Raw genomic sequence first — 16,620 nt, forward strand, 5'->3', positions numbered from 1 at the left:
GCATTTTATTGTTATGGCCAGCGCTTAGGCGCTGTGAGGTACTGGCGGGTTTGTTGACCAATAGGTCAGGAACTCGCACGAGGCGAATTATGCTTTTGTATACAAATAAAGCAAATAATGTTTTCGATCGGCTGCGTAAAAGTGGATGAAAGGCTAGTTCAGGCCACTTAGCGCCTGGTTCACCGCTAGCCATCCGGCCACGGCTTCAGCCCCCGCGTCACTGAAGGCGCGTTGCAACAACTTCACCTGTTCGCGGCGCAGGGATTGCTCAAAACGCAGGCCTTCTTCAGTGAGCGCCAGCAGGCGTTTGCGCTTGTCGGTTTCGGAAGCGACGCTGTCGACCAGATGCATTTCCTGCAATTGGCGCAGGGGCATGTTCAGCGCCTGCTTGCTCACACCGAGTAATTCCAGCAGTTCCTTCACGCTCAAGGCGGGGTAGCGCGCGATAAAAAATACGATGCGCTGGTGCACGCGGCTCAGGCCGCGACGTTCGAGCATTTCGTCGGCTTTGGCGGTGAAGGCCTGGTAGCCGAAAAAGAACGCCTCCATGGCCTCTTGTTGGCGGGTCTGGTTTTTAAGGTCAAGCATATTGACGTATCCACTGAAGTCGTCGTAATTTCGGTCAACCAGTTTGACGTATTTAACGCACTCTTCGCTACCGGTGACCCCATGGCCTTCTCTGAACGTGTTACGCGCCTCAAAAGCTCCCTGATCCGTGAAATCCTCGCGGCAGCCCAGCGCCCGGAAGTGATGTCGTTCGCCGGGGGCCTGCCGGCGGAGGCCATGCTGCCAGCATTGAACTGGGATGACATGCCGCTGAACATCGGCCAATACGGCATGAGCGAAGGCGAGCCACAATTGCGCGAGTTGCTCGCCGCCGAGGCCCGAGCCCTTGGCGTGCCGTGCCAGGCCAGCCAGGTGCTGGTGGTCAGCGGTTCCCAACAAACCCTGGACCTGGCGGCCAAGCTGTATATCGACAAAGGCACGCAGATCCTGTTGGAAGGCCCGACCTACCTGGCTGCCTTGCAGATCTTCCAGCTGTTCGGCGCCGAATGCCTCACCGTGTCATTGGAAGCCGATGGCCCCGACTTGGCCGCTCTGCGGGTCAACCTTGAACGCCACCGTCCGGCGTTCATTTACCTGATCCCGACGTTCCAGAACCCGTCGGCCGTACGCTACAGCGAAGTCAAGCGCGCCGCCGTCGCCGCCTTGCTCGACGAGTTTGGCGTGACCCTGATCGAAGATGAGCCCTACCGCGAACTGACGTTCGACGGCGGCAGCGCCAAACCGATTGTCGGACGCCTGAAAAAAGCCAGTTGGATCTACACCGGCACCGTGTCCAAGACCCTGTTGCCGGGCCTGCGCGTTGGCTACCTGATAGCCAGCCCGGACCTGTTCCCGCACCTGCTCAAGCTCAAGCAGTCGGCGGATTTGCACACCAACCGCGTCGGCCAGTGGCAAGCGATGCAGTGGATCGGCACGGAGAAATACCAGCATCACCTGGTGGAACTGCGCAGCTTTTACCGCGAGCGTCGCGATGCGTTCCAAGCCGCATTGGAACGTCACTTCGCCGATCTGGCCGACTGGCAAGTGCCCCAGGGTGGATTATTCTTCTGGCTGACCTTGAAACAGCCGCTCGACACCCGCACCTTGTTGGCTCAAGCGCTCGACCAGAACGTCGCGTTCATGCCCGGTGAACCGTTCTTTTCCGAGCCGGACCAGCACCACGGTTCGCTGCGACTCAATTTCAGCCATATCGACCCGGCCCGCCTCGACGAAGGTCTCAAACGCCTGGCCGCGGTGGTCCGTCAAGCACAGCACGCGCAAGCGGCATAAGGGGAGCCCCATGTACAAGGTTTATGGCGATTACAAGTCGGGCAACTGCTACAAGGTCAAATTGATGCTCAGCCTGCTGGGCATCCCGTATCAATGGATCGATGTCGATATCCTCAACGGCGATACCGAGACCCCCGAGTTCCTGGCCAAGAACCCCAACGGTAAGATCCCGGTGCTGGAACTGGAAGACGGCACCTGCCTGTGGGAGTCCAACGCGATTCTCAACTTCCTCGCCGATGGCAGTGAGTTCCTGCCCACCGAGCCACGCCTGCGCACGCAAGTGTTGCAGTGGCAGTTCTTCGAGCAATACAGCCACGAGCCGTACATTGCAGTGGCGCGGTTTATCCAGTTTTACCTGGGCTTGCCGCAAGACCGCCTCGAGGAATACCAGAAGCTGCACAAGGGCGGTTACAAGGCGCTCAAGGTCATGGAGCGCCAACTGCAACTGACGCCGTATCTGGTGGGCGACCAGTTCTCCATTGCCGATGTGGCGTTGTACGCCTACACCCACGTGGCCCATGAAGGTGGTTTTGACTTGGACGCTTATCCGGGTGTTCAGGCGTGGATGGCGCGCGTCGCCAGTCATCCCCGCCATGTGGCGATGTTGGACTGACCTGCAGGCCGCCAGCGGTCCAGCTGGCGGCCAGTTAGTTGTTAAAAATTCCATTTGTGGGACCAGCAAATGGGAAAAATCTGCCTTTTAAGCAATTTGAGGCAAAAAGCACGACGCGTTTCTGGGACGATGTGGGTAATTGATAGTTGCGTTAAACAATTACTCCATGCGGAAACTGTATGCTGCCACTTAATTATTTATGTTGGTTGCCGGATCGTATTTCTTTAGTTCCCTTGAGTTCGCTTGAGCACTCCCATGATTTAAAATCGGGGGCTGGCAAGGTACTCCAGCGCTATTATTCCTTGGCGTCGGTCGGCCTGTCTTCCACGACACATGCCGAGATGCTGGTGGAAACGTTGCGCGCACTGGTAAGTGCGAACCCCCAGGTCAAACAGTTAAACGGTTGCCTCGTGTATGCCAAGACACAAACACATAACACGTTCTTTGATAATCATTGGTTGGACGAGATTGCCCACGCGTGTGGCCTAGCGCATTGGCAAGTATTCAGCGTCAGTTTGAATCATTGTTCGTCTGCCCTGTCGGCCATTCACTTGTTAAAAAGCCGATTGATTAAGAAGGGCGAGCCTATGCTCCTGCTGACGGGAGAGAAGGCTTTTCACAGTGCTGTCAGTCGACTGGATAACAGCGTCCTGGCCGAAGTGCCGGCGGCGATGCTGCTCAATGCCGGGCCAGCGCTGTGGAACTTGAAACACACCGCCGTCAGGCATTTATCGTCTTTTTATGACAATCACCGGGGTGAGTCGGCTGTACGTCGGCGCGAGTTATATGCGTCGCTGGAACAGGAATATTATGATTTTTATCGTTACGCGCTGGATAAATTCAATGTCTCGCCTGACAGCATTGATGCCATCGTTCCGAATAACCTGGATCTGCCGTTGCTGAAAAAAGTGTCCGCCAGGCTGGACTTCAAGGGCGTCATGTTTACCGAACATATTGCCAACTACGGGCATGCGTATTGTGCCGATATCTTGTTTAACTTGTCGGCGCTGTTGGAAACATTCACAGGCAACAGAATCCTCTGCATCACCATGGGCATGGGCGTTACGCTTTCATGCGTGCTAATCGAAAGAAACCACTCCAGCGAGGTTTTACATGTCACACCTTCTCTTGGCTGTTAATGAAGCGCTTAACGATATTATGTCCTCGGCCGTGTCGGTCAATCTGGAAACTGACTTTAACGAAGACCTGGATTTGGACTCGGTGCTGTTTGTGCAGTTCTTATTGACCCTCGAAGAGAAAGTGCCTGGTTTGATGTTTGAGCCTGATCAAATCGACCAGGATGCCTTCACGACGGTGGGTAAATTGATCAGTTGGATCGAGCAGCATGTGCAGTTGGAGAGCTCCTATGCCTGACGGTCTGTTTGACAGGGTTTTTCAGCTGTTTGCGGGCAATGAGCCCGCAGATGCTGTGCGGCTGTTGCGTCTTGAGTCTACCGACCCGGCTCGGTGCGCATTCAGCCAGGGTTATCAACTCGTGCCGAACGAACGAACCGTGGTAGCCGGGCAACCACCGCAGGCGGACAGGGTGCTTGCCGCCCTCGGCTTGGAGCTGAAGTTTTTCGGAGAAAAGCAGACGAGCGCCGCCGACGGCCTCCAACTCATTGTCTCTGTCGCTGCCCGCCTGGGGTTGTTGATGCGCATGCTCGGCATGAGCTGGGCGCACTTGTCCAACCGCAGGAGCTTTGGCGTGAAAGCCACCCGGCATCAGCTGATCAAGGCTGAGTTCGCGGACCTCAGCAGTCAGTGCAACCAGTTGGCTTTGCAGTGGGAAATGCGCATCGCCGCGCAGGACTACCAGGACGCCGAGGAAGACCACTGGCAGATCACGCTGCTGAACAACAGAGCGGAAAAATTGATGGGGGGGCATGGCTACCTGCTGGGTGCGACGCACACGCTGTCCTATCTCTCGATGATGCTCTACAGCCTGTATGGAAAAACGACGGGGCACTACCCCATGTCACGGCGCGACAGCCTGGGAGAGGTCATGTGAATACCTCACCCGGCATAGTTCTGTCGCAACACCAGGGCGCAGGCCGGGATATTGCAGATCTGCTGAAGCTTGCCTGGCCCATGATTGTGGTTGCCGTCGCGGTGTCTTTTTCACAAAACATACAGACTGCCATTTTGGGGCACGGCGCTGAGACAACATCGATTTACTGGCTGTCGATGATCCAGCCGTTCAGCTTTTTGTTCCTGGCGATTCTCGAATGCCTGGCCATCAGTAACCAGGTGTTCAGCGCCCGGTCTGTGAACCTTTGGTCAAAACAGAAAGTATTCAGGGCAACTTCGCTTTTATCGGTGCTGGGTGTTTTGATCGTTGCATTGCTGAGCGGCGCGATTGCGTTGACTTCGCCTTGGTTGGAGAAGTTACTTCCCGTCTCTGGTGGTCGCTTTTATCAAGAGGCACTGCCGCTGTATTTCCTTTCGATGTTGCCGTTCATTCAGTTGGAGATGTGTAACAGCGCGCTCCGGGGGCAGGGCAGGAGCGCGGTGAGCATGCTGCTTGTGATTGCCTATATCATCCTGAACGCCGGCATTTGCTACACCAGCTACCACCTCTACGGTTTGGGCTTTTATTCCATTATCGTCGCCAATGCCCTGGCGTCCGGCTTGTTGATCCCGATCGCGACCTGGCTGGTCAGGCGAGTCAGTTACCTGGAGCAGGATGACCGGCCGCAAGCGTTCATCCCGCGCTTGAAAGGTTTGCTGCAGCAGGTGGGGTTGCCGATTTTTGCGTCTTTCATTGTGGTGTTTTTCAGTTCACTGCTGGTATTTCCACTGATAGGGACCCTGGGTGAGCAATATGTCGCCGCCTTCTTGATCATTACCAAGATCAGGATGTTTGTGGTCATTCCGGCCGTGGCGTGCGGCTCTGCTTTGGCGATATTGATAAATCAGCGCCTGTCGATCAGTAGCGGTGGGGAATTGAAACGGCTACTGCACCGTGGGCTGATGTTTATCGGTGGGCTTTATCTTGTGCTGACCGTCGCGATTTACTTCAGTGAAAAGATGCTGATTGGCCTTCTTTCAGGCGATGGGGCGATCAGAGACGCCAGTAGCCAGATGATGCTGATTTTATTGCCGACGTTTTTTATCACGGCGTTTGTTGCGTCCTTGCAAGCGTTACTTGAGCAACTTGATCAGGCGCGTCGCGTGTTGATTCTGACGGTCATCATAGAGTTACTGATGGTCGTCGTCTTGTTGGTCGGATGGGAGCGGTTCTCTAACCTGAACTCAATCATGAGTATCATCATCCTGTTCAGTACCATCAACTTGTTCGCCTTTGCCAATGAGTATTGGCGGCTGGCGAGCAAGATAGGGAACGAGCATGTTCTTTAGTGTTATCTATCCGCTCTTGCTGGTCGTTTCGCTGATCCATCAGAACTATCTTCGTGTACTGGTGGTGATGCGACTACGGCCTACCTTGTTGATGAAGGCCAGGGTCAGGCCAACGACTCACTATGTTCGTGTGTGTCGTTTCATCAGGTTGTTCGATCTTTACTCGCTGGACATGATGTCTTCCTACCTATCAGCGCTGTATGCGATGCATCTGTTTGAAAAAACCCGACCGTTGCCTTACAAACCCGCAGAGATGATGCTGCTCAGCCAGTGCCGGCAGGAAAACCTCACCTGGCGGCACACGTTCGTGAAGATGTTCGTTTACCCTCAAGCCGAGCAGCAGGCAGAAAAAGTATTGCTGCTGCACGGCTGGGATGGCCGCAGCATCATGCTCAGGCACCTTGCTCAGCGCCTGCAGGCTAAAGGGTATACGGTTTTTGCACCTGACCTGCCGGCACACGGGGTGTCGCCGGGCAAGGGCGTCTCTTTTTACGATCTCTCCCGGGCAGTCATCGATATCGAGCGACAGTGCGGTCCTTTTTCAGTGGTGATCGGGCATTCGTCCGGTGGGTTGGTAGGCTGCATGGCTGCACTGCAAGGGCTGCGGTTCAAGAGAATGGTCTTGATCAGCAGTCCGTGCAGTTTTGGCGAGGTGCTGGACAACTATGTACTCAGCCATAAACTACCCCGGCATATTGCGACGTCAATGAAGAAGCTCTACCAGTTACGCTACGGTGTGAACCCCGATAAGATTGGCCCCGAACTGATCGCCAAAATACAACAGCCAGTGCTGATATTGCATGACCAGGCCGACGTCAGTATTGATTTGGAAGAGGCCATGGTACTCAACCATGTCTTGGGAAGAAGCAAACTGATAGTCACCGAAGGCATAGGACATAATGGCGCACTGCGTGATGCCACGGTGTTCAGCCGTATTTCCAGTTTCCTGGACGCTACTGCGCAAGAAGATTATGCCGCTATGGGGCATCCCGCACTGCGCTTGCGCGCCGCGATTCGTAGACGTGTCAAACATCCAAGGCATTAGCCTTATGCTCGCTGATTGCAGAAAGTCACTAGACTATTCGAGTACCCCCTGTGCACTTTCGTGCATTCCCCTCAAGTACCCATCAAACGTCCACGACGAATGTTAGAATCACTTCATCTGTCGCGCCCACTGTCTCCCGACGCTAGGGGGAGCGGCTGCACAGTGACGTTGATTGTTCTAGCCTTGCCGTATCGAATGGATGAGTGACTTGAGGTTCGTGCGTAGTCGGCTGGTTTTTATTGATCAGAGTGAGTTGATGTTGTTGATCAGCATCGTGCGTGAAAAGCCATTTCTTTGTATGCCAAAGATAAAGTCATATTCCGAAGACTCTTTCTTGGCTTCCGGTCGCGTGGACTTCATGACGCACTGCTTCAGTTTCAGCGGTGTTTCATTATAGGTTTTACTGAAACTACGCGAGAAGTGCGGCAAGGAGGAAAACCCGCAGGCATAGCTTATATCAGTCAATGACCATTCCGGGGCCAGATGAATAAACTCTTTTGCCAGTGCCAGGCGGACCCTCCACATCCATTTGATCGGTGTCACATTGTAGAACAAGTTGAACATCCGACAAATATCAAAGCGGGATTTACCACAAATCTGCTCAAGGTCCTCCAGGGTGATCTCCTCTGAAATGTTTTCCACGATATGGTTAATCACATTGACAATACACAGGGCTTTTTCCATGTGGGCATGTTTGCCGTAGATATCAAAATGACGTTTATACAAATCGTCCATTATGTGTTGTGTAAATAAGGTCTTTTCTGCGTCTGAAATTTTACGTTCCCACATACAGACTCCGTTCTGCAGCGCTCAATGGCGAAGAGATTTATTATGGGTGTTGCGTTTGTCAGCGCAGATGAACACGCAATTGCTATGCCATTTTTTTAGCCGCCTCAAGTGGCTGTTTGTTAAGTGCTTTTTAAGTGAATCTCGATTCAGGGAAAAGCCAGTCCCATTTTCGAAAGCTTTTTACGCGGTAAGTTGTGTTGCGTCCCGATAGTGGGATCGGCGATTTACAACGGATTGTCCTTGGGAACCCGATAATAGGCGCTGGCATATCGCGTTCGTTCCGAAAGTGAGACGCCCGGCCGTGTGGGGTAGGTCGTATTAATTGGTTCTACGTTTTTACTTTATAAGTATCAATTAGTTATAGGGCTTTCTTATTCTGGCATGGAATATGCTTTTGCTTGGGCAGAACGTTAACTTTGGTGTTGTCATGGATATTTCGATCCCGCAGCCGGGAAATAAGCGCTTATTCAAGAAGCACAGTAAGGCCATTGCGGGTGGCGTGTTTTTGCTGGTGCTATTGCTGGTTATCTATACCTATCGGTTCTCGCCTTACCAGGTTGCCCGTAGCAGCGTGACGGTCGCCGAAGTCAAGTACGGTGAGTTTGCCGTCGAGGTGCGTGGTAATGGCGTACTGTTGCCCTGGGATATCAACTGGGTGGCGGCGAACGTTGATGCTCGGGTGGAGGAAGTTGTCTATAAGGCCGGGATGAAGGTCAGCAAGGGAGAGTTGCTGGTTGTCATGAGTAATCCGACGCTCGAACAGCGACTTCAGGAAAACCAGCTGGAACTTAACGCGCAACGGGCAGAAACCGAGGCAAAAAATGCCGAACTGCAAAATAAAATTCTTAATCAAGAGGCGTTGATGCTGGAGGCCAAGAGTCGCTTGCTGGGCTCGACACTTCGTCTTGCCGCCCAGAAAAAATACATCGCGGCCGTGCCCCGGCTGGAATATGAAACCACGCGCATCCTCACTGAGCAGTACACGCAACAGGTTGTGTTTGAAGAACGGCGGTTGAAGACACTTAAGCTCAGTGTCCAGGCTGATACAAAGGCGAATATCGTGCGCCTTAATAAAATGGAGTCATTGGTTGCGTTGAGTCAGCAGGAGGTTGATTCGCTCAGGGTCAAGTCTCCCATAGATGGCATTCTGCAAGATGTGAAAGTCCAGGTCGGACAACGGGTCACGATAGGCAGCGATATTGCCCGACTGGCCAAGGAGAAGGAGCTGTATGCCGAACTCAAGGTGCCCGAGTTGCAGTCGCGTGATCTGGCGGTCGGCCAGGCTGTCACGATCAACACAGGTCGAAGCCGCTTTACCGGCGTGCTGTCGAGGGTCGATCCTGCGGTTACCAACGGTACGGTCAAGGTGGATGTTACGTTTAATCAACCACTGCCTCAGGAAGCCCGTCCCGACCTGAGCGTCGACGGTTTGATCGCTGTGACGACAATCAATAATTCCTTGTATGTCGAGCGGCCGCCATTCGCGCAGAATAACTTGCCTTCTATGCTCTACCGGCTGGATGACAAAGACCGCTCAGCGACCAAAATGAAAGTGGATTTCGGGCAGGGTTCGGCTGACTACATTCAGATCACCAGCGGGCTCAAGGCTGGCGACAAAATAATTCTCAGTGACAGCACCGCTTGGCAGGGTGCCGATCACATTCAAATCGCCAATTGATGCCGCTCGCGCCGGCTGCCGGACAATGCCCTGGAGACAATAAGATGGAACCTTTGGTAGAACTGACAGATTTGAACAAGATTTTCCTGACTGATGAAATCGAAACCCATGCACTCAGCAAGATCACGCTCACCATCTCAAAAGGCGAGTACGTGGCCATATCGGGGCCTTCAGGCTGCGGGAAGTCCACGCTGCTTTCAGTACTGGGGCTGCTGGATACGGCATCGAGCGGCACTTATCAGTTGGCCGGTCACAACGTCGAGAATATTTCCAAGAAACAGCGTGCGCAGGTGCGTAATCGAGACATCGGCTTCATCTTCCAGTCGTTCAACCTCATCAGTGACTTAACCATTGAGGAAAATGTTGCGCTGCCACTGACCTACCGCAGTGATATCTCCAAGTCTGAACGGCAGCAGCGAGTCGCCGAGGCCTTGCACAAGGTCAATATGTCTCACCGCAGTCGTCACTATCCTTCTCAACTTTCCGGCGGGCAGCAGCAGCGCGTGGCGGTGGCTCGGGCCATCGTCGGTAACCCCTCGATCCTTCTCGCGGATGAACCCACGGGTAACCTGGATTCGCACAACGCCGAAGCGGTATTGAATATCCTCGATAAGTTGCATCAGGAAGGCGCCACCATCTGCATCGTGACTCACGATCCTCGCTCTGCCGAACGCGCACAGCGCAGTATCGTCCTGTCTGACGGAAAGGTCGTCGGCGATGGTGAACAGGCGCCGCAACTGACCCTGGTGAAGGAAGCATAAGATGCTTTTTGACATTCGCTATGCCTTGCGTTTACTCCTGAAAAGCCCCGGCTTTACTTTCATCACCGTGCTAATCATGTCCTGTGGGCTGGCGTTGACCCTGTATATGTTTTCGGTGATCAATACCATCATGTTCACGCCGCTCCCTTACCCGGACGGAAAAAGCATGGTGCTGATCAACCCGACCGTGAATGGTGTGAGCCTGAGCGATTCCGGGCTGAACTACATGGATTACAGCGATATCAAGGCGCGCGTGACCCAGCTCGAGGATGTGGGGTATTTCTACGCGGAGCGTGCGGATATCAGTGATGGCAGCAAGGCCGTTTCCTATATGGCCATCAGAAATACCCCACAAATGTTCTCCTATACAGCTGTTCAGCCCTTCCGCGGGCGTGTGCTAAACGAGGAAGACGTTCAGTCGGGCGCTGAGCCTGTCGCGGTGATCAGCTACGCAATGTGGCAAAACTACTTTGCTGGCGACGCGCAACTCATTGGCCGCGATATCAGGATCAATGGCGTACATACCCGCATCGTTGGCATCATGCCGGCCGATTTTGCCTTTCCTTTCTTCCATGACCTGTGGCTGCCTTCCCAGCTCGAACCTTCGCAGTACCTGGTGCGTAAAGGCGCTCCGGAAGTCTCCGTGTATGCGCGTTTGAAGCCCGGAGCGACGCTTGAAGACGCTGACCGCGACCTCAACGGTGTCATGCGTTCACTGGCGCTGGAACATCCGGAAAGTAATAAGGGACTGTCTGCCCAGGCGCTGACGTTCCAGGAAAATTTCATGGGCGAGGAGACCACACCGATCTTTATCGTCATGTTGCTCGCGGTCAGTTTTGTGCTGCTATTGGCGTGCTGTAACGTCGGGAATTTATTGCTGGCAAGAACGACCGAGCGTTCCAAGGAAATTGCCATCCGGGTCGCATTGGGCTCTCCCGCAGGCCGCCTGGTACTGCAAATGATGCTGGAAAGTCTGTTTATCTGCTTCCTGTCCGGTGTCGTGGCGGTCCTGCTGGCGGCGTGGGGCCTGGAGATCACCAATACGATACTGCCTGGCTTCGTGCCCAATAAGATCCCGTTCTGGTGGCACTTGTCGCTCGATAACCTGTTGATCGTCAATGCCCTTGTCCTCGTGATCATCACCGCTGTGCTGACCAGCGCACTGCCGGCCTGGAAAATCGTCCATGGCAACTTCAATGATGTGCTCCGTGATGGCACCCGAGGTGCGCAAAGCCGTGGCGCAGGTCGGGTTTCGCGGATCCTGGTGGTGTTTGAGGTAGGGCTCTCCTGCTCGATCCTGTGCATCAGTGCGTTGTTCGCGTTGCTGGTCTATCAGGCGACCCGCGCTGATTACGGTGTCGACACCCATAACTACCTCACCGCGCAAGTCCACCTCAACGTCAATAATTACCCTGACGATGCCAGCCGTGTGCTGTTTTACCAGCGCCTGCGCGACGCCACCGCCGCGATCCCCGGGGTTCAAAGCGCAGCATTGACCACCAGTGCTGTAGGGCAATTTACCGTGCCGCGTCAGGTGGATGTCGACTCGTCCACCAATAACACCAACGAGCGCTGGTCTTTCCCGATGGTCAATGACGTGCAGGTCATGCCCGGCAGCCTGTCGGCCATGGGTATCACACCTACAGCGGGCAGGGAGTTCGCCCACGGTGATACGCGGGACTCACAGCAGGTGGTTGTTGTCAGCCAGTCTTTTGCCGAACGGTTCTGGCCAGGAGAGCGTGATGTGATTGGCAAGCGCCTGCGCTTTCGCGATAGCGATGACCAGCGCTGGTACAACGTAGTGGGCGTGGTGCCCAGCGTCATTCATGGCCGGCCTTTCAGCGCCTTCCGCCACCGTGCCACGGTGTACCGCTCTCTGGAGCAGCAGCCCGCGTCCTCATTGATGTTGGTGCTGCACGCCCAGCATCCAGAGACGCTCGGGCCTGCGCTGATCAACGCGGTCCGTCAGGTGGACAGCAACTTGTCGGTCAATCAGATCCAGACGTTGGATGACCGCTTGGCCCGCAACACTGCCGGTTTGCATTTTATTGCCAACCTTTTCATGTTATTCGGCCTGGTAGCGATGATACTGGCGGCGACAGGTATTTATGCGGTGATGTGCAACCTGATCAATCAGCGGACCCAGGAAATTGGTTTGCGCATGGCCATGGGGGCTACCGAGAATAATTTGTTGCGTATGCTCATGCTCCAGGGCGGTAAGCAATTGTTGACCGGCCTTGCCATCGGCTTGCCCCTGGCATTCTTTGTGGCACCCAAGTTGACGAGCGTCCTGGGTAATGGAAGCACGCCCTTTGTGCTCCTGTTCTGGATGGTCGCGCTTATGATTTCGCTGGTGGTGGCGCTCGCAGTCTGGCTTCCTTCGCGACGGGCAACCAATATGTCGCCCGCCGACGCGATTCGATATGAATAAACGACCGCCGTGCTCCCCGGGCACGGCGGTACAAGCTGGATGCTTACAATGAACGATAAAAAACACATCCTTGTGATAGATGATGACGCGGGCATCCTGACCAGCCTCGATATCCTGCTGCGCATGCAAGGGTACGACGTGACCGTGGAAACCCAGGCCGATCGCCTGCTGACGCATTTGTCGGCCAGGCCTGTGGATCTGGTATTGATGGACATGAATTTCCAGAAAGACACCACCTCAGGCATGGAAGGGCTGCAGTTGCTGGCCGAGCTGAAAAAATTTGATGATTGCTTGCCGGCTGTCGCGATGACGGGGTGGGGCAGCGTCGACATCATCGTCAACGCGATGCGTTCGGGGGCCGCCGATTTTATTCAAAAGCCTTGGGACAACGAGCGTCTGCTGAGCATCGTTCAGCAGCAGATCACCCTCAGCCAGGCGCGTCGTTCCGGTGATTGCCTGCGCGAAGAAAACAAGTTGCTCAAATTGGCGCTCGAAGATGATATGGACAGCGAATGGGTTGTCCGCTCACCGGCGATGAAACGCCTGATCAGCCTGGTGGAAAAGGTTGCGGTGACCGATACCAGCGTGCTGATTCTGGGCGAGAACGGCACCGGGAAAAGCTTGCTCGCGCGGTATATCCACCAGATTTCTTCGCGGTGCGAACACAGTATTGTCGAAGTGAACATGGGGTGCATTAACGAGCAGTTGTTTGAAAGCGAGATGTTTGGCCATGTCAAAGGCGCCTTCACCGATGCGCGAGAAAACCGTATCGGGCGCTTTGAACTGGCCGACAAAGGGACGCTGTTCCTCGACGAGATCGGCAACCTGCCCCTGACGCAGCAAGTGAAATTGCTGCGGGTGCTGGAGGAGCGGCAGTTTGAGCGCGTCGGGTCGTCGCGCACCCAGACCACTCAATGCCGGATCATCGCCGCCACCAATTCCGACCTGGATAAGGCCGTGGCAGAAGGGCGTTTCCGTCAGGATCTGCTGTACCGCATGAACCTGATTCAAATCCAGCTGCCGCCGCTGCGCGAACGGCTGGAAGATATCGAGCCGCTGACCGAGCGCTTCCTGAAACGTTTTGCGCGTAAATACAACAAGCCTCGACCGGTCTTGTTGCCTCAGGCACGCCAGCGGCTGCTGGACTATTCATGGCCTGGAAACATCCGCGAACTCAGCCATTTGCTCGAGCGCGCTGTGTTGCTGTGTCGTGCCAACGTGATTGACCTGGAAGACCTCTGCCTGCCGCTTCTGGTGCCAGCCCAGGACGCAGCCGGCCAGGCCAGCGAGTTGCCGTCAGGATTGACGGACGCGTGCACGCTTGCCGAAGCGGAAGAAACCCTGCTGTTACAGCGCCTGCGTCAGTATGACGGTAACGCGGTCAGGGCAGCCGAATCGCTGGGGCTCAGCCGCAGTGCTTTTTACCGTCGGCTTGAGAAACTGAAAATCTGCCATGAGTAAGTTTTTTCAATCATTTGAACTTCGTCACTTGTTGCTCTGCAGCCTGGCCCCCATAGGCGGAATCATTGCTTACCTGCTGCTCTGGCTTTTTCCGCAGCAGTCCGTTTACCTCAAGTTCTTCACCCTGTTTATGCTGTGCGTGACGCTGGTTTATTTCTGCTATCACTTTTTTCAGCAGCTGATCTATAAAATCAACGTCATTTCCAATCTGCTCGAGGCCGTTGAACAGGAGGATTTCAGCCTGCGCGGTGTGACCAACGGGGCCGGGGCCTTTGAGGGGGTCATCGAGCAAATCAATGATATTTCCGGCCAACTGTCGCGACACCGTCAGCAGCAGCGCGAGATGGATTTCCTGCTGCAAAAAGTGATCTCCAATATCACGGTTGCGATTTATGCCCTGGACGGCAGTCATCGACTGATCTGGTGTAACAGCGCCGCCTCGCGGATGTCGGGCACATCGTTGGAAAAGTTGATTGGCAATACGGCCAGCACCTTGCAACTGGACAGTCTTTTGCACAACGCCAACACGGAGCAGCCGGTCGTGTCCGATCATGAAGGGCGACCGGGGCGCTACAAGGTGACCAGCGACACCTACATGGTGGACGGTGTGCAGAACGTGCTGTTGTTTGTCAGTGACGTTGACGACATGTTGCGTCAGGAAGAGCAGAAAGCCTGGCAGGACTTGTTGCGTGTGATAAGCCACGAAATCAACAACTCCCTCAGCCCCATCGCCTCTATCAGCCAAATGCTGCAACAGCATTACCGGCAAAACGCTGACAATTTGCCGTCCGGTTTTGCCGAAGGCATCGACCTGATCAACCGGCGGGCACGTGAGCTGATTGCGTTCATCAGCAGCTACAGGCAGTTGAGCAAACTGGCGCCGGCGATGAAGGAATGGGTGGATCTGACGGCGCTGGTGGGCGAGCTGCCGCTGCTGTTTTCGCACCGCGTGATTACCCTGAAGGGACCGCGCCCGCTGATGGCAAGCCTCGACCGGGTACAGATCCATCAGTTGCTGATCAACTTGATCAAAAATGCCGACGAGTCGATGGGTGGCAGCACCGACAGTATCGATATCGAATGGGCCGAGGAGAAAGGGCGCTTGTTGATCTCCATCCTGGATCGGGGCGTGGGGCTGACCAACCCGAAAAATCTGTTCGTGCCGTTCTACACCACCAAACCCAATGGCACCGGCATCGGCCTGATCTTGTGCCGGCAAATTGCCGAGAGCCACGGCGGCTACTTGTCTCTGGAAAATCGACATGAACAGACCGGTTGCAAGGTCACCATCAATTTACCGCTGCAATCCCCTGCCTGAGTTGATCGCAGGCAGGGCCGTGTGCCTGCTGCAGCACTTTGACGATGGGCTGCCGGAAATGACGGTTCGTCAACGTGCACAACATTGGTTGCATCAGGTGCTGTCTGATTGCCTGGCGATCCCGGTTGATCAGGTGTGCCTGGCCAGGACCGCGACCGGCAAACCCTGGCTGCCTGAGCACCCTTGGCTGCGTTTCAACTTGAGCCACAGCGGTCAGTCGGCCGCGATCGCGTTGTGCAAGGACTATGAGGTCGGGGTTGACCTGGAAAAAGTCAGCGCAAACGTGGCGGCAAAAAAAGCCATCGCCCGGCGCTTTTTTCACCCGGACGAGCAACGCTGGCTGGCGCTGGACGAAGCCAACTACCTCACGCGCTTTACCCGGCTATGGAGTATCAAGGAAGCCTGGTTAAAAGCCCGAGGCACGGGGCTGACCAAGCCGCTTGCCAGCTTTTGTGTGATCCCCCAGGCAGGCGAGAGCGGTGTGGCGCAGGTCATGGTTGAACTTGGCGTCAGCAGTGGGCAGATCCATTATTGCCAGGTGCAAGGGGAGGGGCTTTTCTGCCTGGCTTATGGCGCGATCATTACTGCGCAACGTACCCCGGTGCAATGGCAGCTCGGCTGCCATCACACTGCGAGTGACCCGTTTACACAGGCTGTTTACGAGCAATCAGAGGTTGAAATTTCGCTGGCGAAAGACCCCGTAGCACCGGTATCGACCTGAGCCGATGGGCTGACGGCCATGCGGGCACCGGCAGACAGGCTGCCGTTGATTCGTGGGATGTTGCACAAGGATGATTCAGCTCCCATGCTCATGCGCACGTTCGCCACCTCTGCAATGAAGGGCAGCGGTTTTTTGTTGAAGGTGCCGCCCATGGCCAGGTCAAGCGCCAGCTCGCCCGTCTTGCCTTCAACCTGGATGTCGGTGCCCATGCTGCCGGCAACCGCCAGTTTGGACGGGGCGACGGCACAGGCCGGCGCCACGATCTTAACCCCTGCCTTGCCGGCCAGCCCGGTCAGTGGTTCGCTGGTGTACAGCGTGATATCCAGTGCATGGGTGACGAAGCGATCATTCTCCGCCGCCGCATTGACGAGCAAAAGTGCCTTGTTGTTTGTCGTCACCTGGAGCTTGCTCAGCGTCTCGGGAGCGCCTGAAACCACCATTGAAGATGTCGCGGCGCATTTGATCGACAGGTTGATACCCTGTCGCACTTCGACGCTGTTGAACGCGGTGAGCGCAAAGGTTTTTTCTGAGGCCACCGCAGCGTAAGCGGTGGTGCCGGCCAGCAGCGCAAGTACCCATTTCATTGTGTTCATGTTGTTCATTCAAC

The 16,620-nt window shown here is 55.2% G+C and carries 17 protein-coding genes; 13 read left to right on the forward strand and 4 right to left on the reverse strand.

Annotated features, from left to right (window positions below; translation table 11 throughout):
• Positions 1 to 153: 153 nt before the first annotated feature.
• Positions 154 to 588, reverse strand: a complete 435-nt coding sequence (locus tag JBO08_RS16890) for a MarR family winged helix-turn-helix transcriptional regulator (protein ID WP_065873370.1) — start codon at positions 586 to 588, stop codon at positions 154 to 156.
• 81 nt (positions 589 to 669) lie between these two features.
• Between JBO08_RS16890 and JBO08_RS16895 the strand changes: the two genes are divergently transcribed.
• From JBO08_RS16895 to JBO08_RS16925, 7 genes are all read left to right on the forward strand, one after another.
• Entirely contained in the window at positions 670 to 1,836 is a 1,167-nt protein-coding gene (locus JBO08_RS16895) for a PLP-dependent aminotransferase family protein (RefSeq protein ID WP_065873369.1), read from the forward strand.
• A 10-nt stretch (positions 1,837 to 1,846) separates the two neighbouring features.
• The gene (locus JBO08_RS16900) at positions 1,847 to 2,449 is read left to right on the forward strand and encodes a glutathione S-transferase family protein (protein WP_065873368.1); all 603 of its coding nucleotides are present in this window, start codon (positions 1,847 to 1,849) and stop codon (positions 2,447 to 2,449) included.
• A 179-nt stretch (positions 2,450 to 2,628) separates the two neighbouring features.
• Positions 2,629 to 3,588, forward strand: a complete 960-nt coding sequence (locus tag JBO08_RS16905) for a 3-oxoacyl-[acyl-carrier-protein] synthase III C-terminal domain-containing protein (RefSeq protein ID WP_220074759.1) — start codon at positions 2,629 to 2,631, stop codon at positions 3,586 to 3,588.
• On the forward strand, positions 3,563 to 3,823 hold the full coding sequence (locus JBO08_RS16910) for an acyl carrier protein (protein ID WP_065873366.1): 261 nt from the start codon (positions 3,563 to 3,565) through the stop codon (positions 3,821 to 3,823). The genes JBO08_RS16905 and JBO08_RS16910 overlap by 26 nt, the downstream gene beginning before the upstream one ends.
• On the forward strand, positions 3,816 to 4,460 hold the full coding sequence (locus tag JBO08_RS16915; RefSeq protein ID WP_065873365.1) for a hypothetical protein: 645 nt from the start codon (positions 3,816 to 3,818) through the stop codon (positions 4,458 to 4,460). Before JBO08_RS16910 ends, JBO08_RS16915 begins: the two co-directional genes overlap by 8 nt.
• On the forward strand, positions 4,457 to 5,809 hold the full coding sequence (locus tag JBO08_RS16920) for an MATE family efflux transporter (RefSeq protein WP_065873364.1): 1,353 nt from the start codon (positions 4,457 to 4,459) through the stop codon (positions 5,807 to 5,809). Before JBO08_RS16915 ends, JBO08_RS16920 begins: the two co-directional genes overlap by 4 nt.
• Positions 5,799 to 6,854, forward strand: coding sequence for an alpha/beta hydrolase (locus JBO08_RS16925; RefSeq protein WP_065873363.1), 1,056 nt, complete (start codon positions 5,799 to 5,801; stop codon positions 6,852 to 6,854). The genes JBO08_RS16920 and JBO08_RS16925 overlap by 11 nt, the downstream gene beginning before the upstream one ends.
• Before the next feature lie 243 nt (positions 6,855 to 7,097).
• Here the strand turns inward: JBO08_RS16925 and JBO08_RS16930 are convergent, their stop codons facing one another.
• A complete protein-coding gene (locus tag JBO08_RS16930; RefSeq protein ID WP_065873362.1) occupies positions 7,098 to 7,643 on the reverse strand; it encodes a helix-turn-helix transcriptional regulator in 546 nt (181 codons plus the stop codon).
• Positions 7,644 to 8,070: 427 nt separating this feature from the next.
• Here JBO08_RS16930 and JBO08_RS16935 point away from each other — a divergent pair, with 427 nt between their 5' ends.
• From JBO08_RS16935 to JBO08_RS16950, 4 genes are read left to right on the forward strand one after another with little or no spacing between them, the layout of a single operon-like run.
• Positions 8,071 to 9,321 (forward strand): efflux RND transporter periplasmic adaptor subunit, encoded by a 1,251-nt coding sequence (locus tag JBO08_RS16935; RefSeq protein WP_065873420.1) that lies wholly within the window; start codon positions 8,071 to 8,073, stop codon positions 9,319 to 9,321.
• A 44-nt stretch (positions 9,322 to 9,365) separates the two neighbouring features.
• Complete coding sequence (locus JBO08_RS16940; RefSeq protein WP_065873361.1) at positions 9,366 to 10,082, forward strand: ABC transporter ATP-binding protein; 717 nt, start codon at positions 9,366 to 9,368, stop codon at positions 10,080 to 10,082.
• Between the two features lies 1 nt (position 10,083).
• Positions 10,084 to 12,513 (forward strand): ABC transporter permease, encoded by a 2,430-nt coding sequence (locus JBO08_RS16945; protein WP_065880805.1) that lies wholly within the window; start codon positions 10,084 to 10,086, stop codon positions 12,511 to 12,513.
• Positions 12,514 to 12,561: 48 nt separating this feature from the next.
• A complete protein-coding gene (locus JBO08_RS16950; RefSeq protein ID WP_065873359.1) occupies positions 12,562 to 13,974 on the forward strand; it encodes a sigma-54 dependent transcriptional regulator in 1,413 nt (470 codons plus the stop codon).
• Between the two features lie 10 nt (positions 13,975 to 13,984).
• On the opposite strand, the gene JBO08_RS28310 is transcribed toward JBO08_RS16950, so the two are convergent.
• Positions 13,985 to 14,335 (reverse strand): hypothetical protein, encoded by a 351-nt coding sequence (locus JBO08_RS28310; RefSeq protein ID WP_274611402.1) that lies wholly within the window; start codon positions 14,333 to 14,335, stop codon positions 13,985 to 13,987.
• On the opposite strand from JBO08_RS28310, the gene JBO08_RS16955 reads away from it, so the two are divergent.
• Both JBO08_RS16955 and JBO08_RS16960 read left to right on the forward strand, forming a co-directional pair.
• Positions 14,318 to 15,292 (forward strand): PAS domain-containing sensor histidine kinase, encoded by a 975-nt coding sequence (locus tag JBO08_RS16955; protein WP_256534315.1) that lies wholly within the window; start codon positions 14,318 to 14,320, stop codon positions 15,290 to 15,292. The genes JBO08_RS28310 and JBO08_RS16955 overlap by 18 nt on opposite strands.
• Positions 15,293 to 15,350: 58 nt before the next feature.
• On the forward strand, positions 15,351 to 16,013 hold the full coding sequence (locus tag JBO08_RS16960; protein WP_246750220.1) for a 4'-phosphopantetheinyl transferase superfamily protein: 663 nt from the start codon (positions 15,351 to 15,353) through the stop codon (positions 16,011 to 16,013).
• Here the strand turns inward: JBO08_RS16960 and JBO08_RS16965 are convergent.
• Complete coding sequence (locus JBO08_RS16965; protein ID WP_065873356.1) at positions 15,950 to 16,615, reverse strand: GIN domain-containing protein; 666 nt, start codon at positions 16,613 to 16,615, stop codon at positions 15,950 to 15,952. The two genes, JBO08_RS16960 and JBO08_RS16965, sit on opposite strands and share 64 nt — an antisense overlap.
• Between the last annotated feature and the right edge of the window lie 5 nt (positions 16,616 to 16,620).

The sequence above is a fragment of the Pseudomonas sp. LAP_36 genome, assembly GCF_019456785.1.
In the GTDB taxonomy this organism is placed as follows: Bacteria; Pseudomonadota; Gammaproteobacteria; order Pseudomonadales; family Pseudomonadaceae; genus Aquipseudomonas; species Aquipseudomonas tritici.